The following is a 16,453-nucleotide window of genomic DNA, read 5'->3' on the forward strand; positions in this document are numbered from 1 at the left end:
GCCGCCCCCGTCCTCTCCAAGCCCGAGGCCGGCTTTGATACCACCAATACCGAGGTGGAGTTCGCTGGCACGGGCGTGCCCGGTTCCACGGTGAAGGTCTACAACGGCACCACCGAAATCAGCAGGGTCACCGTGGACGGCACGGGAGGCTTCCAGGGCGCCCTGACGCTGGCCTATGGCACCCACACGCTGTGGGTCACCCAGTCCAATGGAGGCCTCGAGAGCGCCTCCAGCAACAGCGTCACGGTGCTGGTGCGCCCCGCCGCCCCCGTCCTCTCCCGGCCCGAGGCTCGCTTCGACACCACCAGCACCCAGGTGGAGTTCGCTGGCACGGGCGTGCCCGGTTCCACGGTGAAGGTCTACAACGGCACCACCGAAATCAGCAGGGTCACCGTGGACGGAGCGGGAGGCTTCCAGGGCGCCCTGACGCTGGCCTATGGCACGCACACGCTGTGGGCCACCCAGTCCAATGGAGGCCTCGAGAGCGCCACCAGCAATAGCGTCACCGTCCTGGTGCGCCCCGCTGCCCCCGTCCTCTCCAAGCCCGAGGCCGGCTTCGACACCACCAATACCGAGGTGGAGTTCGCCGGCTGGGGCGTGCCTGGTTCCACGGTGAAGGTCTACAACGGCCCCTCCGAAATCAGCAGGGTCACCGTGGACGGAGCGGGAGGCTTCCAGAGCACCCTGACGCTGGCCTATGGCACCCACACGCTGTGGGTCACCCAGTCCAACGGAGGTCTCGAGAGCGCCTCCAGCAGCAGCGTCACGGTCCTGGTGCGCCCCGCCGCCCCCGTCCTCTCCGAGCCAGTGGACAACTCCGAAACCACCGGCCCCGAGGTGGAGTTCGCCGGCACGGGCGTGCCCGGCTCCACGGTGAGGGTCTCCAACGGCACCACCAGCACCACGGCCACCGTGGATGGCTCGGGGAGCTTCCGCGGCACCCTGACGATTGTTTATGGCACCCACACGCTGTGGGCTACCCAGTCCAACGGAGGCCTCGAGAGTACGTCCAGCAACAGCGTCAGGGTCCTGGTGCACCCCGCCGCCCCGATCCTCTCCCAGCCGGTGGACAAGTCCGAAACCACCGGCCCTGCGGTGGAGTTCTCTGGCACGGGTATACCCGGCTTCACGGTGACGGTCTCCAACGGCACCTCCAGCGCCACGGCCACCGTGGACAGCTCGGGAGGCTTCCAGGGCACCCTGACGCTGGCCTATGGCACCCACACGCTGTGGGCCACCCAGTCCAACGGGGTCCTCACCAGCACCTCCAGCAACAGCGTCACGGTCCTCGTGCGCCCCGCCGCCCCCGTCCTCTCCGTGTTGGAGAACGACACCGCCACCGCCGATGTGACATTCTCTGGCACGGGTATTCCTGGCTCCACGGTGACAGTCTCCAGTGGCCCTTACCAAAGCAAACCGGTTCGCGTGAGCAATACTGGAAAATTCGATGGTTTCATCAGCTTCAATGGCAGTGACTATGGTGTGCACACACTATCAGCCACCCAGACCACCAGCGATGGCCACACCAGCGGCCCCAGCAATGACGTCACGGTCCTGTTGCGCCCGCCGTCTCCGCTCTTCAGAGTATCAGCGGTCACCAACACCGAGGTGACCTTGGCAGGAGCGGTTCTGCCTGGCTGGACGGTAACCATTACCGATGCCACGGGGAGCGTCAGTGCCACTCCCCCTGTCGACGCCACCGGCAACTTCAGTGTCAAACTGCCGCCTGCCTATGGCACCTACCCGCTGTCGGCCACCCAGTCCAATGGGATCCACACCAGCCTTCCCACCAAACTTGTGGTGCCCGCGCCCGTGCCTGTCATTACCGCGCCGTACAACAAGATGTCTTATACGGTCCCCAACTCGACGACGCAGGTGCAGGTGCCAGTGCAGGGTGAGGGCATCCCGGGAGCGAATTTGAATGTCTTCAACAATGGCTCCCCGCTCAACCTCACGACGCCGATCACTGTCGACAACGCGGGTAGAATCGTTGGCAACATCAGTCTCGCCTCGGGCTCGTACAAGCTCACTTTCAGCCAGGTCATCAAGACCATGAGTGGCAGCGTCACCACCGATCTGAAAAAACTATCCACCATCACCGTCACCATCACCACCAAGAACAACGGTAAATAGCCTTTGCGCCAGAGGACCGGGGGCCTGGGTGTGACTCCAGGCCCCCGTCTTCCCAGCACCTGGACAGTGCCCACGAGCACATGGCCTCGCGCCTCCTTTGCCTCAGCGCGTCTACAGGAAGCCAGCCGGCCAGCCCCGCATGTGAGCACGACCGCAAGATCATCACCCCAGTAAATGTATTCTCATGGCAGTCCACACATCGATGAGTAAGGCCTCATCAATTCTCACGAGCGAGGTCATCCCCCTCGTGAGCCCTGTAAGGAGAAGCCGGATGCAGTTGTTCAAGATGAAGTCTGTCATTCTGTTCGCCGTGGTTCTGGCGGCGGCGGGATGCTCGAGCTCGAGCACCCCAGAGGAGAAAGTACCCGCGGGCTCCGCTCGATTTGTCATCGCCGTGCAGCAGAAGCAGCAGAATCAGCGGATTCAGCAGCTGGAAGCGTCGGACGTAACGCGCGTGGAGGTGACGCTGGATGCATTTGACATCGAGCCCAACGCCATCCCCCTCGTTCTGGACGGTAATCTCTGGGTCGGCACCATGGAGAGCATCCGTGCCGGTACCGGCCGCCGCTTCCATGCCGAGGCCTTTGATGCCAGCGATGAGAAGATTTATGAGGGTGAGGTCTCCGGGGTCACCATCGTGGATGGTGAGACCGTGCAGGTGAACATCCTGGCCCAGCAGGTCAACCGCCCGCCCCCCCTCGAGAACGAGGCGCCCGTCATCGACTCCCTCGTGGTCTCCCACCCCGCGGTGGAGCCCAATGGCATCATCACCCTGAAGGCCGCCGCGCACGACCCCAACCCCGGGGACACGCTCACCTACGCCTGGACGGCCACGGACGGCACCTTCAGCGACCCCTCCAGCCTGAGCAACACCTGGACGGCGCCGGCCACCGCGGGCAGGGTCACGCTGACGCTCACCGTCACCGATCAACTGGGGGTCGCGGCCGCCATCAGCTTCGACATCCGCGTCGAGAGGGTAGGTAGGGGCAACGCGAATGTCTTCGTGTCCTTCAATACCTGGCCCGAGGTCACCTCCCTCAATGCCACGTCCACCCAGGTGCGGGTGGGACAGACGATCACCGCTGACGTCACCACGTATGACCCTGACGCAACGGCCGGGACTCTGTCCTACTCCTGGTCGGCGAGCTGCGACGGCGTCTGGGCGGATGGGAACTCGGCGAGCGCGAAGTTCACTCCCACCAAGCGGCCGACTGACACCACCTGCAACAACTGCGAGCTGACCGTCACCGTCACCGACGGAAAGGGCGGCGTCAACAACGGCAAGCTGGCCATCTGCGTCGCGAGCATGGCGGAGCCCACCTACCCGCCGCAGCTCGCCAGCGTCTACCAGTCCTCCAAGACGGTGAAGGAGGGCACTGTCGTTACCCTGCGTGTCAACGCCACGGATACCCGGTCGCGGCACCTCACCTTCAAATGGTCCAGCAATGTGGGCACGCTGGGGACGCCCGCCACCAACACCGCCGGCACCACGGGAGAGGTGCTCTGGGCGACTCCTTCGTGTTTGCGGAGCGGCGTAACGCCCACGGTGTCGGTGCGCGTCTACGCGGATGGCACCCCGGACCTTTACACGGACCATTCCTTCACGTTCGCCTGGAGTGGGAAGACCTGCTCCGGGACCGGTGGCGACCTCTGCTTCGACGAGAGCAAGGACTACCTCGCGCGCTGGACGTTCGACACCACCACCTTGGACTCGAGCATCTGGGGCAACCACCTCCAGGATTTCGATGCCGATCCCTTCAGCAGTGAGGGTGTCTGGGGCCAGGCCGCCCAGACGCAGGGAAGGTTCCTGGCTCAGCGCGGTGAGGATGACCCGGAGCTCGACTTCGGAACGGGGTCCTTCACCATCGCCATGTGGGTGAAGATCAACACGGGCTGGCCTACCTACGACCGGTGGTTGCTGAGCAAGGCCGATGATTACGGGCAGACGGGAGGCTGGTCGCTGCGCAGCTACTACGGCCAGATTCAATGGCACAGCAAGGAGGGCACTTTCCGTACCGACCAGGCCCTCGCGAACAACACCTGGAGCCACGTCGCCGTCGTCCGGGACTCCACGCTGGGTGAGCTGCGCTTCTACGTCAATGGTCAGCTCGACAGCACCCACGCCTTCCCGTACGCCATCACGGACACCGCTGCCGCGCTCGTGGTGGGTGCTCGGGGTAGCGGGGCCAGCGCCATCTCTGGGAGCTTCGATGAGCTGACCATCCTCCAGCGCGCGGCCACCCAGCTCGAACTCACCTCTCTCGTTGCGAAGTCCTGCCGCTGAGCGTGAGGGCAATCCGCCCCCCGGGGAGTTCTTCCTCGGGGGGCGAGGTGGACCCGCTGTAGAGCGAGCCCCGTCTCGTTTCCACGGAGGGGATGTCCCGGGCCCGGGTCAGGGCCGGGTCCACCTTGTGCCGCTCGGACTCCGGGCGCTGCCTCCAGGCGCGATCGCCTGAGCGCGATACGCCTGACTGCTGGCACATGAAGTCCACGGGAAATGGGCCTTCTTCGCCTCGATGAACTCGAATCTCACTTCGAGTTCTCCGAGGCGAAGAAGGCCGTCGCCTTTTTTAGCCCGCCAGAGTCCGCTGCTCCGTCGACGCGAGCAGGGTACATGTGCGCGCCGGGGGTGCACCTGCACGGTAGGACACCCCTATCCGTACCGAGCACCTCCTGGAGTCGGGGCTCGGCTCCATGCGAACAAGAGCCTCGGGCCTCCCGTGGGCGGTGAGGCCCGCGAGGAGCACGCATGGACGAGGAGAAGAAGGCCAGGACGAGCTGGGAGGAGCGGACGCAGTTGGGTCCCTACCAACTCGAGGAGCAGATGCCGCAATCGCCGCACAGCCCGGGGGAGGTCTACCGGGCCAGGCACGAGAAGAGCGGGGCCACGGCCCTGGTGTTCAAGCCCGCCGCCGAGGAGGACATGGCACAGCTGAAGGACTGGCGGGTGCGCATCATTTCCTCGGTCGCACCGAGCTACATCGCCGTGGAGGTGGAGGACTCTCGGTGGTCAGTGGCCCCCACCAAGCACTCGGTGGATGCGCTGATGGTGCTGTTCGAGAGAGTGCGCGAAGGAATGCGGCACATGGCCCGCGCCTTCGACGACGACCACGAGTCGCTCCGCCGGTGGCGCCTGGGGCTGGCGGTGGCGGGCGCGGCTGCGGTGTGCGTCCTGCTCCTCGCACTGGTGCGTCTGGCCTTTGTCTCCCCCCTGCCGAGCGGCCCGGAGGAGCTGGCGAGCACGCCCCCCGCGCCCATGAGCGATGAGGTGCCCACGGTAGGTTGGAATCTGGACGAGCCCACCCATGGAGGGCTCGTGGACGTCGCGGATGCAGGAGAGTCCGTGCTCGCCCGTCCGCTGCCGCGCGAGCCCTTCAAGGGGCAGAAGCGCCCTCCCTGCACCCGCTACGCCGAGGTCGAGTTGGTCGGCGCCTGCTGGTTGCCGCACAAGCTCAAGGCCCCGTGTCCAGACGTCCTCTATGAACACCAGGAGGAGTGCTATTCGCCCGCCTTCAGCGCCAAACCGCCGCCCCAATCGCTCGGGCAGTGAGTGGCGCGGACCCCTTCGCTCCTGGCGTCCGGGTTCGCTCGTCCTTCAGCTGCGGGGTCTCAGCCCGCGGCCCCGGGCTCGAAGCGCGCGAGGAAGACCTTGAATTGCAGCGAGACGAAGAGCGGACGCGGTGCCACCAGCCCGGTTTGGGCGAACATCGCGAACAGGGCGGCATCCGACTCGATGGGCTGCATCGTTACCAGGGCCTGGCGCCGATGCTCCAGCTGGTCCGAGGAGATGCCATATGCCCGCCACCGCCGCAGCTCCACGTTCGACAGTTCGGGGTCCTTGCCGACGCGGCAGCCCAGGACGAGGGGCGCGCCGGGCTTGAGCCGCCGGGTCACCTCGCGCAGCAGGGAGAGCCGGGCCTCCTCGCCCTCCACATGGTGCAGCACCCCCATCATCTGCGCTGCGTCGAACGGGGGCCCGGGGGGCAGGGTGTGCAGCTCGCCGACGTGCAGGTGCGTCCGGGAGAGCAGTCCCTCGGCTTCCAGGCGCTTCCGGGCGACGGCGAGCATGGCGTCGGAGGGCTCCACGCCCGTGAAGCGCCAGCCCGGCACGTCGAAGCGGGTGTAGGGCAGCAATTCCGCGCCCGTGCCCAGTCCCACGAAGAGCAGCGACGCCGCGTCCTGGCCGTCGAGCTGAGCGGTCAGCGCGCTGACACCGAGTTCGTACGCCGCATGGATGCCGGCGAGGCTGATGGACGCCTGGGCGTCGTAATGGGGGGCGCGGTCGGCGCCGAAGCCCGGCACGAAGTGGTAGGCAGCGGGAGCGGGGTGTTCGTGGGCCATGAGGTGTCCTCCAGAAGCTCGCGCGAGGCGGGCGATGTGGCTGGAGGATAAGAGGGGAGCCGAAGCCGCGGGAGAGCGGGGATTCTGGCCGGATCGGCGGGGATTCCGGCTCGCGTCGTCAGGGCCCCGTTCGCACGAGCCGGAAGCCGAGGCCGGGGCTGCGCTGCTTTCGGGTGACCCCGTGCTTATTCGCCGAGCGACAGAGCGTCTGCCACATGCTGAACGCGCCGCCGCGAGTCGCTCCCTCGTCCGCGACTTTGACGGCGGCACCCGGATCGACGACCGGACCGCTGGGGCTCGAGTAGAGCCCGGGGTCGTTCACCCACTCCATCGCATTCCCCAACATGTCGTGGAGACCCCACGCGTTCGGCTCCTTCAGGCCCACCGCGCGCGTGGACGAGGCACTGTTGAAGCAATACCAGGCGACCCGCTCGAGCTGGGGATCCGCCGCGCAGTCGTCCTTCGCATAGACGGTGATGTCGCCGGAGTAGAAGTCGCCGTCGCTCGCGCGATTCCAGATCCGCGAGGCGTAGAACTGCGCGTACCCGTAACCGTTCACGCGTCTGTTCAGAGCCGTTCGCGCAGGAGGGGGCCGTTGGAGCCGAACGGATAGGTTGGAGTGGCGCAGCGAGCGACTTGATGAGCCCTGGCCGGCTTGTGGGCCCTGGGAGTCTCGCCTATACAGAGGAGATGACGATCAAGAAGCGAGCTCCCATCTATCTCGCACCTGGAGCTGGTCGCCAGTACCCCATGGGTCGTATCAGCAGCATCTTCAAGGCTGACGGCGATGAGACCGCTGGTACCTTCTCGGTTTCCGAATGGTGGCTCGAGGCCAACACGAAGGGTCCATCAGCGCATTCGCATGATGACGATCATGCCTGGTACGTCATCGATGGGACGATGAGCGTCGAGATCGACGATCAGCGGTTCGAAGCGTCCAAAGGTGCGTTCATCCTCATCCCCGGTGGGTCTGTACACACGTTCGAAAACCGCACTCGACACCGCGCGGGAATCCTCAGTTTCAACAACAGTGCCGGATTCGAGGAGAAGATGGCTGGCATTTCGGAATGGTTTTCCCGAAATCCAGCGGGTGATGCCGTGTGACATTGGCAGCACCGCGAGATGGCGATGGCCGCCCAGATGGCCGAGAACCAGGGTGAGCTGCCGTTCGAGCGCCTTCATCGACCGCACGAAGAAGGGCAGGAGCGGCATGACCACGCCGAAGCCCACCATGGTGATGAAGACCCGCGCGCTCAGTGCTGGCGGGAACTTGGGCATCCTGGCCTGCTGGGGCGGCGCTCATCCTCAGGCCTTGAGCCGGAGGTGACCCATGAAGTCGAGCTTGCCGATGGGCGTCCCGCGTGAGCGCAGGATGTCGTAGGCGGTCGTGGCGTGGAAATAGAAGTTGGGAAGCGAGAATGAGAGCAGGAACTCCTCCGCGGTGAAGGTTCTCGCTCCACGCGGCGTGTTGAAGACGACCTCCTGATCTTCCCTTGCGTTGATCGCCTCGGCGGGGATGGCCTCGAGCTCGGCGCAGGTGTCCTTCACGAGCTGCTGAAGCTCCTCATAGGTGTGAGCCGGGCGCTGGCCGGGCATGTTGAGCGCGCCGCTCCGGATCGCCTCGATGGCCCCGGCCGAATGGAAGGCGATGGATTGGACCTGGAAGCGGAACGGACGCATGTCCGGCGCGAGCTGGTGCTCGACGATCTCTTCCGGATTGACGCCGCGCTCACGGGCGTGGGCGAGCCCCTTGTCCAGCACGCCGGACATGGCCCGGAGCGTCTGCAGGTAGGTCGGAATGCTCGCGTCGTAGAGTCGGATGGCCATGGCTGTTTCCCCCGCGCCCTCTCCTGGGGCGCAAGGCGGCGAGCCTACTCAGGCCGGTCGGCGGTGGCCAGCCGCGTCAGGGCGCGAAGCCCTGGGCGATGTCGGCCTGAGCTTGCCCCGGTTACGTGGGCGGTAGGGTCATGCTGCCAACTGCTGAGGCAAGCCCTCCGCTTTAGGTGTGCCTATCCCCCTTGGTGCTGAGGTATCGTTGGCGCCATGTCCAATGGCTTCATCTGGTCCAGCGCGGACGAACCGCACGCCGCCCGGCGGCGCGAGATGCTTCGCACGCACCCCGAGATCAAGGAACTCTACGGCCCGTGCTCGCGCACGAAGTACGTCTGCACGCTGCTCGTCGGGCTGCAGCTCTCGCTCGCCTTCCTGCTGCGTGACGCGCCCTGGTGGCTGATTGTTCTGGTCGCCTATGTGGTGGGCGGAGTGATCAACCAGGCGCTACTCCTGGCCATTCACGAGCTCTCTCACAATCTCGCGTTTCGCAAGCCCTGGCACAATCGCGTCTTCGGCGTCTTCATCAATCTGCCCGTGGGTGTGCCGGTCGCGGAAACGTTTCGCTACTACCACCTGCGCCATCATGTCCATCAGGGGGACGAGCGGCTCGACACGGATATCCCGACGGAGTTCGAGGCGCGCTTGCTGCGCAATCGCGCAAGCAAACTGCTCTGGCTCTCTTGCCAAGGCTTTGCCTACGCGCTCCGCCCGCTGTTCGTGCATCCAAAGAAGCCGGGGGCTTCCGAGATCACGAACCTACTCGTGCAGGTCGCGTTCAACGTGGCCGTGTTCTATTTTTGGGGCGGCAAAGCGCTTGCCTATCTGCCGATCAGTTCCCTGATCGTTATGGGGCTACATCCGATTGCCGGACACTACATCTCGGAGCACTACGTCTTCCGCGAAGGGCAGGAGACCTACTCGTACTACGGGCCGCTCAACGTGCTCGCGTTCAATGTCGGCTACCACAACGAGCACCACGACTTCCCCTACGTACCTGGCTCGCGCCTGCCGAAGCTACGAGCGATGGCGCCGGAATTTTACGACGGTCTCCTGTCTCACCAATCGTGGACGGCGACGCTTTGGAACTTCGTCATGCGCCCCAGCCTGAGCGGTTACAGCCGCATCAAGCGGCGCGTGGAGCGGCGGCGAGACTAGCGCCCAGACTCCTGCCGGGGGCAGCTGGCGCTGCGCGCAGTCCGCCTCGCGATTCGACGGGAAGGCTTGGGCGCCCGAGGGGGGCCCCCTTTCGGCATGGACGCGCCTGGTTGGAGTAGCATGACCAGGTGCTCGGCTGGGATCACGCCGGCCTCGCGGCTGTCTATGAGCGCGCGATTGCAAGCAAGAGCTACGACTGCGTGGAGCGCCGGCGTGGGCCCGAGTCGCCCAGCACATTCGCGCAGGCCTATGCCATGACCGACGTGGGGGAGTACTTCGCGGAGAGCTCGGAGGCGTTGTTCGGCCGTAACGACTTCTATCCCTTCACGCGTGAAGACCTGGGCAAGCACGATCCGGGCATGCTCGCGCTGCTCCAGCAGGTGTGGCAGGTGACCACGACCACGACACCCACCCCGCCCACGACACCCACCCCGCCGCCGGTGTCCGCCTTCGATGCCCGCTGCTACTACCGGTTGACGACCCTGTGGCAGGGCGAGGGCATGTCGCTGGACATTCTCTATGACGGCAAGGCCAACAACGTGCCCATCCTCGCCAAGACAGGCTGCAATGACTCGGGGCAGCTGTGGAAGGTGACCCCCGTCCCCGTACTCCCTGAGCATGGAGTGGAGGATTCGCCGTGAGCCAGGAGCGGCGCGGCGTTCACGAGCCCATGCGCGCGCAGCGCCTCCCCGAGAACGACGCTACCGGACTTCCGCGCGAACCATGAGCGCACCCACCCACGGGTTGGCGAGCCCGTTGAAGTTCGAGTGGCAGTGCACACACGTGGGCGAGAACGCGGTCGACACCGCGATCGATTTGCGGACCATCCAGCGGCCGTTGACGCGCTCGGTGCTGGTGTAGTTGTTGCCGAGCTTCGCGGCGGCCAGCGCGTCCTGCTCGAACTGATCCTGCGGATGGTTGGTGGCCTGCAGCGGGTCGACGTCGCCGACGAGGCGCATCGTGTCGTTCCGGTCGTGGAACACGTTGCTGATCGCCTCGCTCCCGACGGCGGCGTTTTCCGGCGTCGTCACCGCGAACTCGCGGAACAGCAGCGCGACGATGCGATCGACCATCGCGTCCGCGACATCATTGGCGACCGCGACGGACGCCGCGCTCGGCGGTTGCGACGTGAGCTCGGCGCTCGATGACGACGTCGCCGGCTGGTTCGCCTGAGGATCCACACACGCAGTGAACGACGCGGCGGCGACGAGAACGACACACAGACCCGAAATCAGGCGCTTCATGGAATTCCCCCTTGAACTCTCGAGATGAGAGGAGGGGGGCATATCATCAGGACGGAAAACTCTTGTCCATCTGCGCGCGGGTGAAGGTGAGGACATCCCCTTTGAGGTGGGCTTTGCCGCGATGCGCTGCAGGGGTTTGCGCCGCCGCGACGCTCCTGAAGGGCAGCTGACCTGCCGCGGTCGGAGGCGGCCGCTCCGATCTCAGCTCCCCCAATCAAAAGAGGAGGGAGCGAGCGTGGCACCCCAGGCAGCGGCCAGCAAGGAGCCAAAGAAGGAGAGGACGCCGCGAGTGGACTGGGCGCAGGTGCAGGAAGGGTGTCTGCAGGAAGGGTGTCAGAGGACTCGTAGGGGACGAGGTTCCGAAACGAGTCCTTTGACACCTTCCCGGCGGCGGAATCGAACCCGCCGCTCGAAGCCTCGGGTAAGAGCGCTCCTATTCGGTCACACGCGGTGGCGAATAGGGCGTATGATGCTAATTGCGCCCCAGCGCCCTGTCCCAGGCAGCCAATTGCATGGTCACCGTGTATGTGTAGGCGCTGGAGACATTCTCGAAGTCTTTGGGGGAAAGCGCGGCGAGGCGCTCGCGCAGGAAGTCCGAGTCGCTGAGTACCTCGCGGTGCTTGAATTCGGCGTCCACCTCAACCAAGACAGGAATCACCCGGAGCACGGCCTCCATACAATCCTCTCGAGTAGCGCGAGACATGCGCCCCACCGTCAGCGCCATGTGTTCGCGCACAGAGGCAGGACCTCCAGGGCACCACGCTTCCAACGTCTTACGGTAGATGTAGTCCATGAGGTCGTCGAGCGTATGGTGGGTGTCGGGCACCCTGTACGCATAGCGCGGGCCTTGGAGCACGTCCCAGAAGCGCAGCAACGCGGCGAGCCGCCTGGCCATGCGCTCCGCACTCCGCAGTGGGGGGGGAGACACGGCATGGTAGAGAGCGCCCCACGGGGTGCTCAGGCAGAAGGACTCGAAGGCCTCCTCCACGCGCTGACGCTCCTCTTTCGGGACGCCTTCATTCAAGCTCAAGAAGACGTCGGCGAACAGGTGCACCCGCCAGCGCGGGCGTGGGATGACGTCGAACTCGGCCCCCGAGATCATCTCCAGAAGCTCGCCGGGCGGCACTTGGAGCATCTGCCGGGGCTGGGTAAAGGCACCGGTCTCGAGGTACTCCCGGGCCCACCCCCGGCCCTTGGCCCTCACCTTGCGGAGGACGGCGCCGGTGAGGCCATGGAGCATCGCTGGAAACGCAAGCACCGGAGACTGTGGCACGATCATGGCTCTGGCCCTACCACAGCGGTCACATGCGCCTCAATCGCCAAGGACCCGCGCTCGCTCCGAGAATGACAGCTGCCTGTCGTCCACTCAATGGCAGTCCACGGGCAGGTAGATTTGTCCTTGGAAGCCGTTGGGGAGTTTGCCTCCTTCATAGGCAGCCCGGAGCGCCTGCTCGGCTACCTCACCGCGCTGCTCTGCTTCTTCCCTGGGCAACGCTTCTGCCTTCTGGGCCGCACGCTCCTTCCAGGATGCATGGGGCTTCTCGCGCCGATAGCTCCAGCGGTACAGCGTCACTCCGGGCTCTGGCGTGCGCCAGGACAACTGCCAGAGGGCTCCCCCGTTCTCGAATTCGAGGAAGAGGGAGCCGTCGAAGCCGGTACCCCCCGCGAGCTTCTTGTCTGGCTCGACGGCCTCATTCAGAGCCGCCAGGTAGCGCCCCGCCTGTTCTCTGCCTTCCTTTCGCCCCTCGTCATTGTCCGGCTTGATCTCGAAGAGCACGAGAGCGCGGGTATCGGTGATGTCCGGGCGCAAGCGTCTGACGAACTCCGGAAGACGCTCGGGGTCTCCCAACTCCCCGTCCTTCACGATGGTGAAGAGATTGACGGTGTCGAGGAAGACGGCGTTGGTGGGGTGCTGCACGCGGTACTGCCTGCCAATGGCGAAGTGTGCGGCCCGGCCAAGAAAAGCGCCCCAGGGCTCCTTGGAGTCTGGCTTACGGCCCGGGAGCTTGGAGGAGGGAGGCTCCGCTTGGGCGCCGAGGGCCGCCACGAGCACCAGGAGAAAACCCGCCAGCCTCCAAGTGCTCCTTGGCCTGACTGCATGCTCTTTCATTGCTCACACGGTCAGGCCGCGGGGGCCGCCGTGTCGGGCCTGCGGCCCACGCGGTGCTTCCTCGACTTCGTCAGCACGTGCTTGAGGTAGCGCCCGGTGTGGCTCTCCTTCACCTCGGCTACCTGTTCGGGCGTGCCCGTGGCGAGCAGATGGCCTCCGCCCGCGCCGCCCTCGGGTCCCAGGTCGATCACCCAGTCCGCGCTCTTGATGACGTCCAGGTTGTGCTCGATGACCAGCACCGTGTTGCCCGCCTCCACCAGCCGGTTGAGCACGTGCAGCAGCTTGCGGATGTCCTCGAAGTGCAGGCCCGTGGTGGGCTCGTCGAGGATATAGAGCGTGCGGCCCGTGGCCACGCGCGCCAGCTCGCGCGCCAGCTTGATGCGCTGGGCCTCGCCGCCCGACAGGGTGGGGGAGCTCTGCCCCAGCCGGATGTAGCCCAGGCCCACGTCCTCCAGCGTCTGGAGCACGCGCATGATGTCCTTGTGCGCGCTGAAGTGGTTCATCGCCTCGCGCACGCTCATCTCGAGCACCTCGGCGATGTTCTTCCCCTTGTAGAGCACCCGCAGCGTGGCCTCGTTGAAGCGCTTGCCGTTGCACACCTCGCACGGCACGTACACGTCCGCCAGGAAGTGCATCTCCACCAGCTTCACGCCATCGCCCTCGCACGCCTCGCAGCGCCCGCCCTTGATGTTGAAGGAGAAGCGCCCTGACGTGTACCCGAACGTCCGTGCCTCCGGCGTCAGCGCGAACACCTCGCGGATGGCGTCGAACACCTTCGTGTACGTGGCCGGGTTGCTCCTCGGCGTGCGTCCAATGGGCCGCTGGTCGATGTCGATGACCTTGTCCAGGTGCTCCAGCCCGGTAATCGACTTGTGCTTGCCCGGCACCTCGCGGCTCTCGTACAGGGCGCGCGCGGCGGCGGGGTAGAGGATCTCATTGATGAGCGTGGACTTGCCCGCCCCGGACACGCCGGTGACGGCCACGAACACCCCCAGGGGAATGTCCACCGACACGTCCTTGAGGTTGTTCTCCTTCGCGCCCTCGATCCGCACCTTCGTCTTGCCGGGCGGGCGCCGCCGATCGGGGATCTCAATCTCCTTGCGGCCGGAGAGGTAGGCGCCGGTGGAGCTCTTCTCGTTGTCCATCACCTGCGCCGGCGTGCCCTCGGCCACCACCTGGCCGCCCAGCTCGCCCGCGCCCGGCCCGAAGTCCACGAGCCAGTCCGCCTCCTCCATCGTCTCCTCGTCGTGCTCCACCACGACGACGGAGTTGCCCAGGTCGCGCAGCCGCTTGAGCGTGGCCAGCAGCTTGCCGTTGTCGCGCTGGTGCAGGCCGATGGACGGCTCGTCGAGGATGTAGATGACGCCCGTCAGCTCGCTGCCCATCTGCGAGGCCAGCCGGATGCGCTGGCTCTCGCCACCGGAGAGCGTGGACGCCGTGCGGTCCAGCGTGAGGTAGGCGAGGCCCACGTCCTCCAGGAAGCCCAGGCGGCTGCGGATCTCCTTGAGCAGCTCGGTGGCGATCTTCCGCTCCGTCTGCGTCAGCTCCAGCCCCTTGAGCCAGCGCAGCGCGTCGCCGATGGTCTGCCCGCTCAGGTCCACGAGGGAGCGCCCGTGCACCTTCACCGCCCGGCTCTCCGGCTTGAGGCGCGCCCCGTCGCAGGTGGGGCACGGCTTGTTGCTGAAGAACTTCTGGTAGTAGGTGCGCATCGCCTCGGAGGTGGTCGTCTTGAAGCCGCGCATCAGCTTGTTGACGAGCCCCTCCCACTCCATCTCGTAGCGGCCGCCATCGCCCCACTTGACGGTGAAGCGCTTGCCCTCCACGCCGTACATGAGGATCTTCTTCGCCTTGGCCGACAGCTTCGCGTACGGCGCGTCCAGGTCGATGTCGAAGGCCTCGGCGAGGCTCTCCACGAAGTCCGCTGTCCAGCCCTCGCCCTTGTTCATGCCGCTGGCCCACGGCTCCACCGCGCCGTCGCGCAGGCTGCGCGAGGCGTCCGGGACAATGCGGTCCGGATCCATCTCCGCCTTGGTGCCCAGGCCGTTGCAGTCCGGGCACATGCCCAGCGGGTTGTTGAAGGAGAAGGAGGAGGGGCTGAGCTCGCCGAAGGACAGGCCGCACGCGTGGCAGGCGTTGAGCTCGCTCATGATGCGATCGCTCGCGAGGTTGCCCGTCTCATCGGTGATGATGAGCATGCCCTTGCCCTCGCGCAGGGCCGTCTCCACCGAGTCCGTCAGCCGCTGCTTCACCTCGGGCTTGAGCACCAGCCGGTCGATGATGAGGGCGATGTCGTGCTTGGACTTCTTGTCCAGCTCGATGCGCTCCTCCAGGCTCTTCACCTTGCCGTCGATGCGCGCGCGCGAGAAGCCGCGCTTCTGCGCCTCGGTGAGGATGTCCTTGTGCTCGCCCTTGCGGTTGGTGACGACGGGCGCGAGCACCTGGATCTTCGTCCCCGTGGGCGAGTCCATCAGCGTGTCGACGATCTGCTGGGCGCTCTGCTTGCCCACGCGCTTGCCGCAGTTGGGGCAGTGCTGCACGCCCACGGAGGCGAAGAGCACGCGCAGGTAGTCATGCACCTCGGTGACGGTGCCCACCGTCGAGCGCGGGTTGTTGCTGGCCGCCTTCTGCTCGATGGAGATGGTGGGCGACAGGCCGCGGATGGTGTCGTACTTGGGCTTCTCCATCTGCCCGAGGAACTGCCGGGCATAGGCCGAGAGGCTCTCCACGTAACGGCGCTGACCCTCGGCGTAGAGGGTGTCGAACGCCAGCGAGCTCTTCCCCGAGCCGGAGACGCCGGTGAACACCACCAACTTCTTCTTCGGAATCTCCAGGGAGATGTTCTTGAGGTTGTGCTCCTTGGCTCCTCGGATGGAGATGACGTCGGGCTCGGACATGGGGGCGCGGTGTACCACTGAAAGGGCGCGCAGGTGGGGGGAATGCGGGCGCGCCGGGCTTGAATGGTCCTGAACGGATGGATTTTCAAGGCGAATCCCCGCTCCGCCAGGGTGGGGAGCAGGCGGACAAGGGGGCTGTGGGCGGGGGGCTCGTCCGCGTGTAGGGTGCCACCCCGCATGCTCCCCATCCCCGAGCGCCTGCGCGGCTCTCCACTGCTCGTCATCTCCAGCTTCCTGTTCGCCGTCATGGCCTTCTGCGCGCGCTCGGTGGCGGGCCGGCTGTCGGTGGGTCAGGTGGTATGTGCGCGCTTCGTCATCGGCCTGGCCTTCCTGGCGCTGTACTACCCGCTCACCCGGACGCGGCCGCGCATGGGGCGGCCCGGGCTGTGGGCCCTGCGCGGCATCTTCGGAGGCGGCTCCGTCTACTGTTACTTCGTGGCCATTGATCGGCTCGCGGTGGGGCCCGCCACGCTGCTCAACGCCTGTTGGCCCATCTGTGCCGCCATCCTGGGCATCTTCATCCTGGGCGAGCGGGTGAATGGGTACCTGGCCACCGGACTGACCGCGACGAGCGTGGGCGCGGGGCTCGTCATCTGGAGCACGATCCAGGACGGCGTAGGTCTCACGCTGGGCGTGGGCGCCTGGGCCGGGGCACTCTCCGCCCTCCTGAGTGGTGCGGCCGTCATCGCCCTGCGGGCGCTGCGCCACGACACCGACGCCTCCTCCATCTTCCTGTCCTTCTG

The 16,453-nt window shown here is 66.0% G+C and carries 14 protein-coding genes and 1 pseudogene; 7 read left to right on the forward strand and 8 right to left on the reverse strand.

Annotated features, from left to right (window positions below):
• Positions 1 to 2,133 (forward strand): Ig-like domain-containing protein (locus tag VF697_RS26005; RefSeq protein WP_331099411.1); only part of this gene is annotated, 2,133 nt, incomplete at its 5' end.
• Between the two features lie 286 nt (positions 2,134 to 2,419).
• Positions 2,420 to 4,417, forward strand: a complete 1,998-nt coding sequence (locus tag VF697_RS26010) for a LamG domain-containing protein (RefSeq protein ID WP_331099412.1) — start codon at positions 2,420 to 2,422, stop codon at positions 4,415 to 4,417.
• A 109-nt stretch (positions 4,418 to 4,526) separates the two neighbouring features.
• Here the strand turns inward: VF697_RS26010 and VF697_RS26015 are convergent.
• Positions 4,527 to 4,705 (reverse strand): annotated as a pseudogene (locus tag VF697_RS26015) (IS3 family transposase); the annotation flags it as partial.
• Between the two features lie 177 nt (positions 4,706 to 4,882).
• Between VF697_RS26015 and VF697_RS26020 the strand changes: the two are divergent.
• Positions 4,883 to 5,683, forward strand: a complete 801-nt coding sequence (locus VF697_RS26020; RefSeq protein ID WP_331099413.1) for a hypothetical protein — start codon at positions 4,883 to 4,885, stop codon at positions 5,681 to 5,683.
• A gap of 59 nt (positions 5,684 to 5,742) precedes the next feature.
• On the opposite strand, the gene VF697_RS26025 is transcribed toward VF697_RS26020, so the two are convergent.
• The gene (locus VF697_RS26025; RefSeq protein WP_331099414.1) at positions 5,743 to 6,474 is read right to left on the reverse strand and encodes a class I SAM-dependent methyltransferase; all 732 of its coding nucleotides are present in this window, start codon (positions 6,472 to 6,474) and stop codon (positions 5,743 to 5,745) included.
• A 118-nt stretch (positions 6,475 to 6,592) separates the two neighbouring features.
• Positions 6,593 to 7,033, reverse strand: coding sequence for a formylglycine-generating enzyme family protein (locus tag VF697_RS26030; protein WP_331099415.1), 441 nt, complete (start codon positions 7,031 to 7,033; stop codon positions 6,593 to 6,595).
• 191 nt (positions 7,034 to 7,224) lie between these two features.
• On the opposite strand from VF697_RS26030, the gene VF697_RS26035 reads away from it, so the two are divergent.
• Positions 7,225 to 7,578 carry a cupin domain-containing protein gene (locus tag VF697_RS26035; RefSeq protein ID WP_331099424.1) on the forward strand — a complete coding sequence of 118 codons (354 nt, stop codon included), beginning with the start codon at positions 7,225 to 7,227 and terminating at the stop codon, positions 7,576 to 7,578.
• Between the two features lie 201 nt (positions 7,579 to 7,779).
• Here VF697_RS26035 and VF697_RS26040 read toward each other — a convergent pair whose 3' ends face one another.
• Positions 7,780 to 8,301 (reverse strand): DUF1993 domain-containing protein, encoded by a 522-nt coding sequence (locus tag VF697_RS26040; RefSeq protein ID WP_331099416.1) that lies wholly within the window; start codon positions 8,299 to 8,301, stop codon positions 7,780 to 7,782.
• A gap of 216 nt (positions 8,302 to 8,517) precedes the next feature.
• On the opposite strand from VF697_RS26040, the gene VF697_RS26045 reads away from it, so the two are divergent.
• On the forward strand, positions 8,518 to 9,462 hold the full coding sequence (locus VF697_RS26045) for a fatty acid desaturase (RefSeq protein WP_331099417.1): 945 nt from the start codon (positions 8,518 to 8,520) through the stop codon (positions 9,460 to 9,462).
• Positions 9,463 to 9,590: 128 nt separating this feature from the next.
• Positions 9,591 to 10,103, forward strand: coding sequence for a hypothetical protein (locus tag VF697_RS26050; protein WP_331099418.1), 513 nt, complete (start codon positions 9,591 to 9,593; stop codon positions 10,101 to 10,103).
• Positions 10,104 to 10,163: 60 nt separating this feature from the next.
• Here VF697_RS26050 and VF697_RS26055 read toward each other — a convergent pair whose 3' ends face one another.
• The 4 genes from VF697_RS26055 to uvrA all read right to left on the reverse strand — a co-directional run bounded on the left by VF697_RS26055 (position 10,164) and on the right by uvrA (position 15,710).
• Positions 10,164 to 10,706: a hypothetical protein gene (locus VF697_RS26055; protein ID WP_331099419.1), complete on the reverse strand. Its 543-nt coding sequence runs from the start codon at positions 10,704 to 10,706 to the stop codon at positions 10,164 to 10,166.
• Positions 10,707 to 11,178: 472 nt separating this feature from the next.
• Positions 11,179 to 11,985: a hypothetical protein gene (locus VF697_RS26060; protein WP_331099420.1), complete on the reverse strand. Its 807-nt coding sequence runs from the start codon at positions 11,983 to 11,985 to the stop codon at positions 11,179 to 11,181.
• A gap of 87 nt (positions 11,986 to 12,072) precedes the next feature.
• A complete protein-coding gene (locus VF697_RS26065; protein ID WP_331099421.1) occupies positions 12,073 to 12,624 on the reverse strand; it encodes a hypothetical protein in 552 nt (183 codons plus the stop codon).
• 203 nt (positions 12,625 to 12,827) lie between these two features.
• Positions 12,828 to 15,710 carry an excinuclease ABC subunit UvrA gene (gene uvrA / locus VF697_RS26070; protein WP_331099422.1) on the reverse strand — a complete coding sequence of 961 codons (2,883 nt, stop codon included), beginning with the start codon at positions 15,708 to 15,710 and terminating at the stop codon, positions 12,828 to 12,830.
• 177 nt (positions 15,711 to 15,887) lie between these two features.
• On the opposite strand from uvrA, the gene VF697_RS26075 reads away from it, so the two are divergent.
• Positions 15,888 to 16,453 (forward strand): DMT family transporter (locus VF697_RS26075; RefSeq protein WP_331099423.1); only part of this gene is annotated, 566 nt, incomplete at its 3' end.

Origin of the sequence: Archangium sp. (assembly GCF_036388035.1) — a bacterium.
In the GTDB taxonomy this organism is placed as follows: Bacteria; Myxococcota; Myxococcia; order Myxococcales; family Myxococcaceae; genus Archangium.

Bases quoted from the DNA above. Each gene is read 5' to 3' on its own strand.
- VF697_RS26010 (WP_331099412.1), top strand. From the start codon at position 2,420: ATGAAGTCTGTCATTCTGTTCGCCGTGGTTCTGGCGGCGGCGGGATGC.
- VF697_RS26020 (WP_331099413.1), top strand. From the start codon at position 4,883: ATGGACGAGGAGAAGAAGGCCAGGACGAGCTGGGAGGAGCGGACGCAG.
- VF697_RS26025 (WP_331099414.1), bottom strand. From the start codon at position 6,474: ATGGCCCACGAACACCCCGCTCCCGCTGCCTACCACTTCGTGCCGGGC.
- VF697_RS26035 (WP_331099424.1), top strand. From the start codon at position 7,225: ATGGGTCGTATCAGCAGCATCTTCAAGGCTGACGGCGATGAGACCGCT.
- VF697_RS26040 (WP_331099416.1), bottom strand. From the start codon at position 8,301: ATGGCCATCCGACTCTACGACGCGAGCATTCCGACCTACCTGCAGACG.
- VF697_RS26045 (WP_331099417.1), top strand. From the start codon at position 8,518: ATGTCCAATGGCTTCATCTGGTCCAGCGCGGACGAACCGCACGCCGCC.
- VF697_RS26055 (WP_331099419.1), bottom strand. From the start codon at position 10,706: ATGAAGCGCCTGATTTCGGGTCTGTGTGTCGTTCTCGTCGCCGCCGCG.
- VF697_RS26060 (WP_331099420.1), bottom strand. From the start codon at position 11,985: ATGATCGTGCCACAGTCTCCGGTGCTTGCGTTTCCAGCGATGCTCCAT.
- uvrA (WP_331099422.1), bottom strand. From the start codon at position 15,710: ATGTCCGAGCCCGACGTCATCTCCATCCGAGGAGCCAAGGAGCACAAC.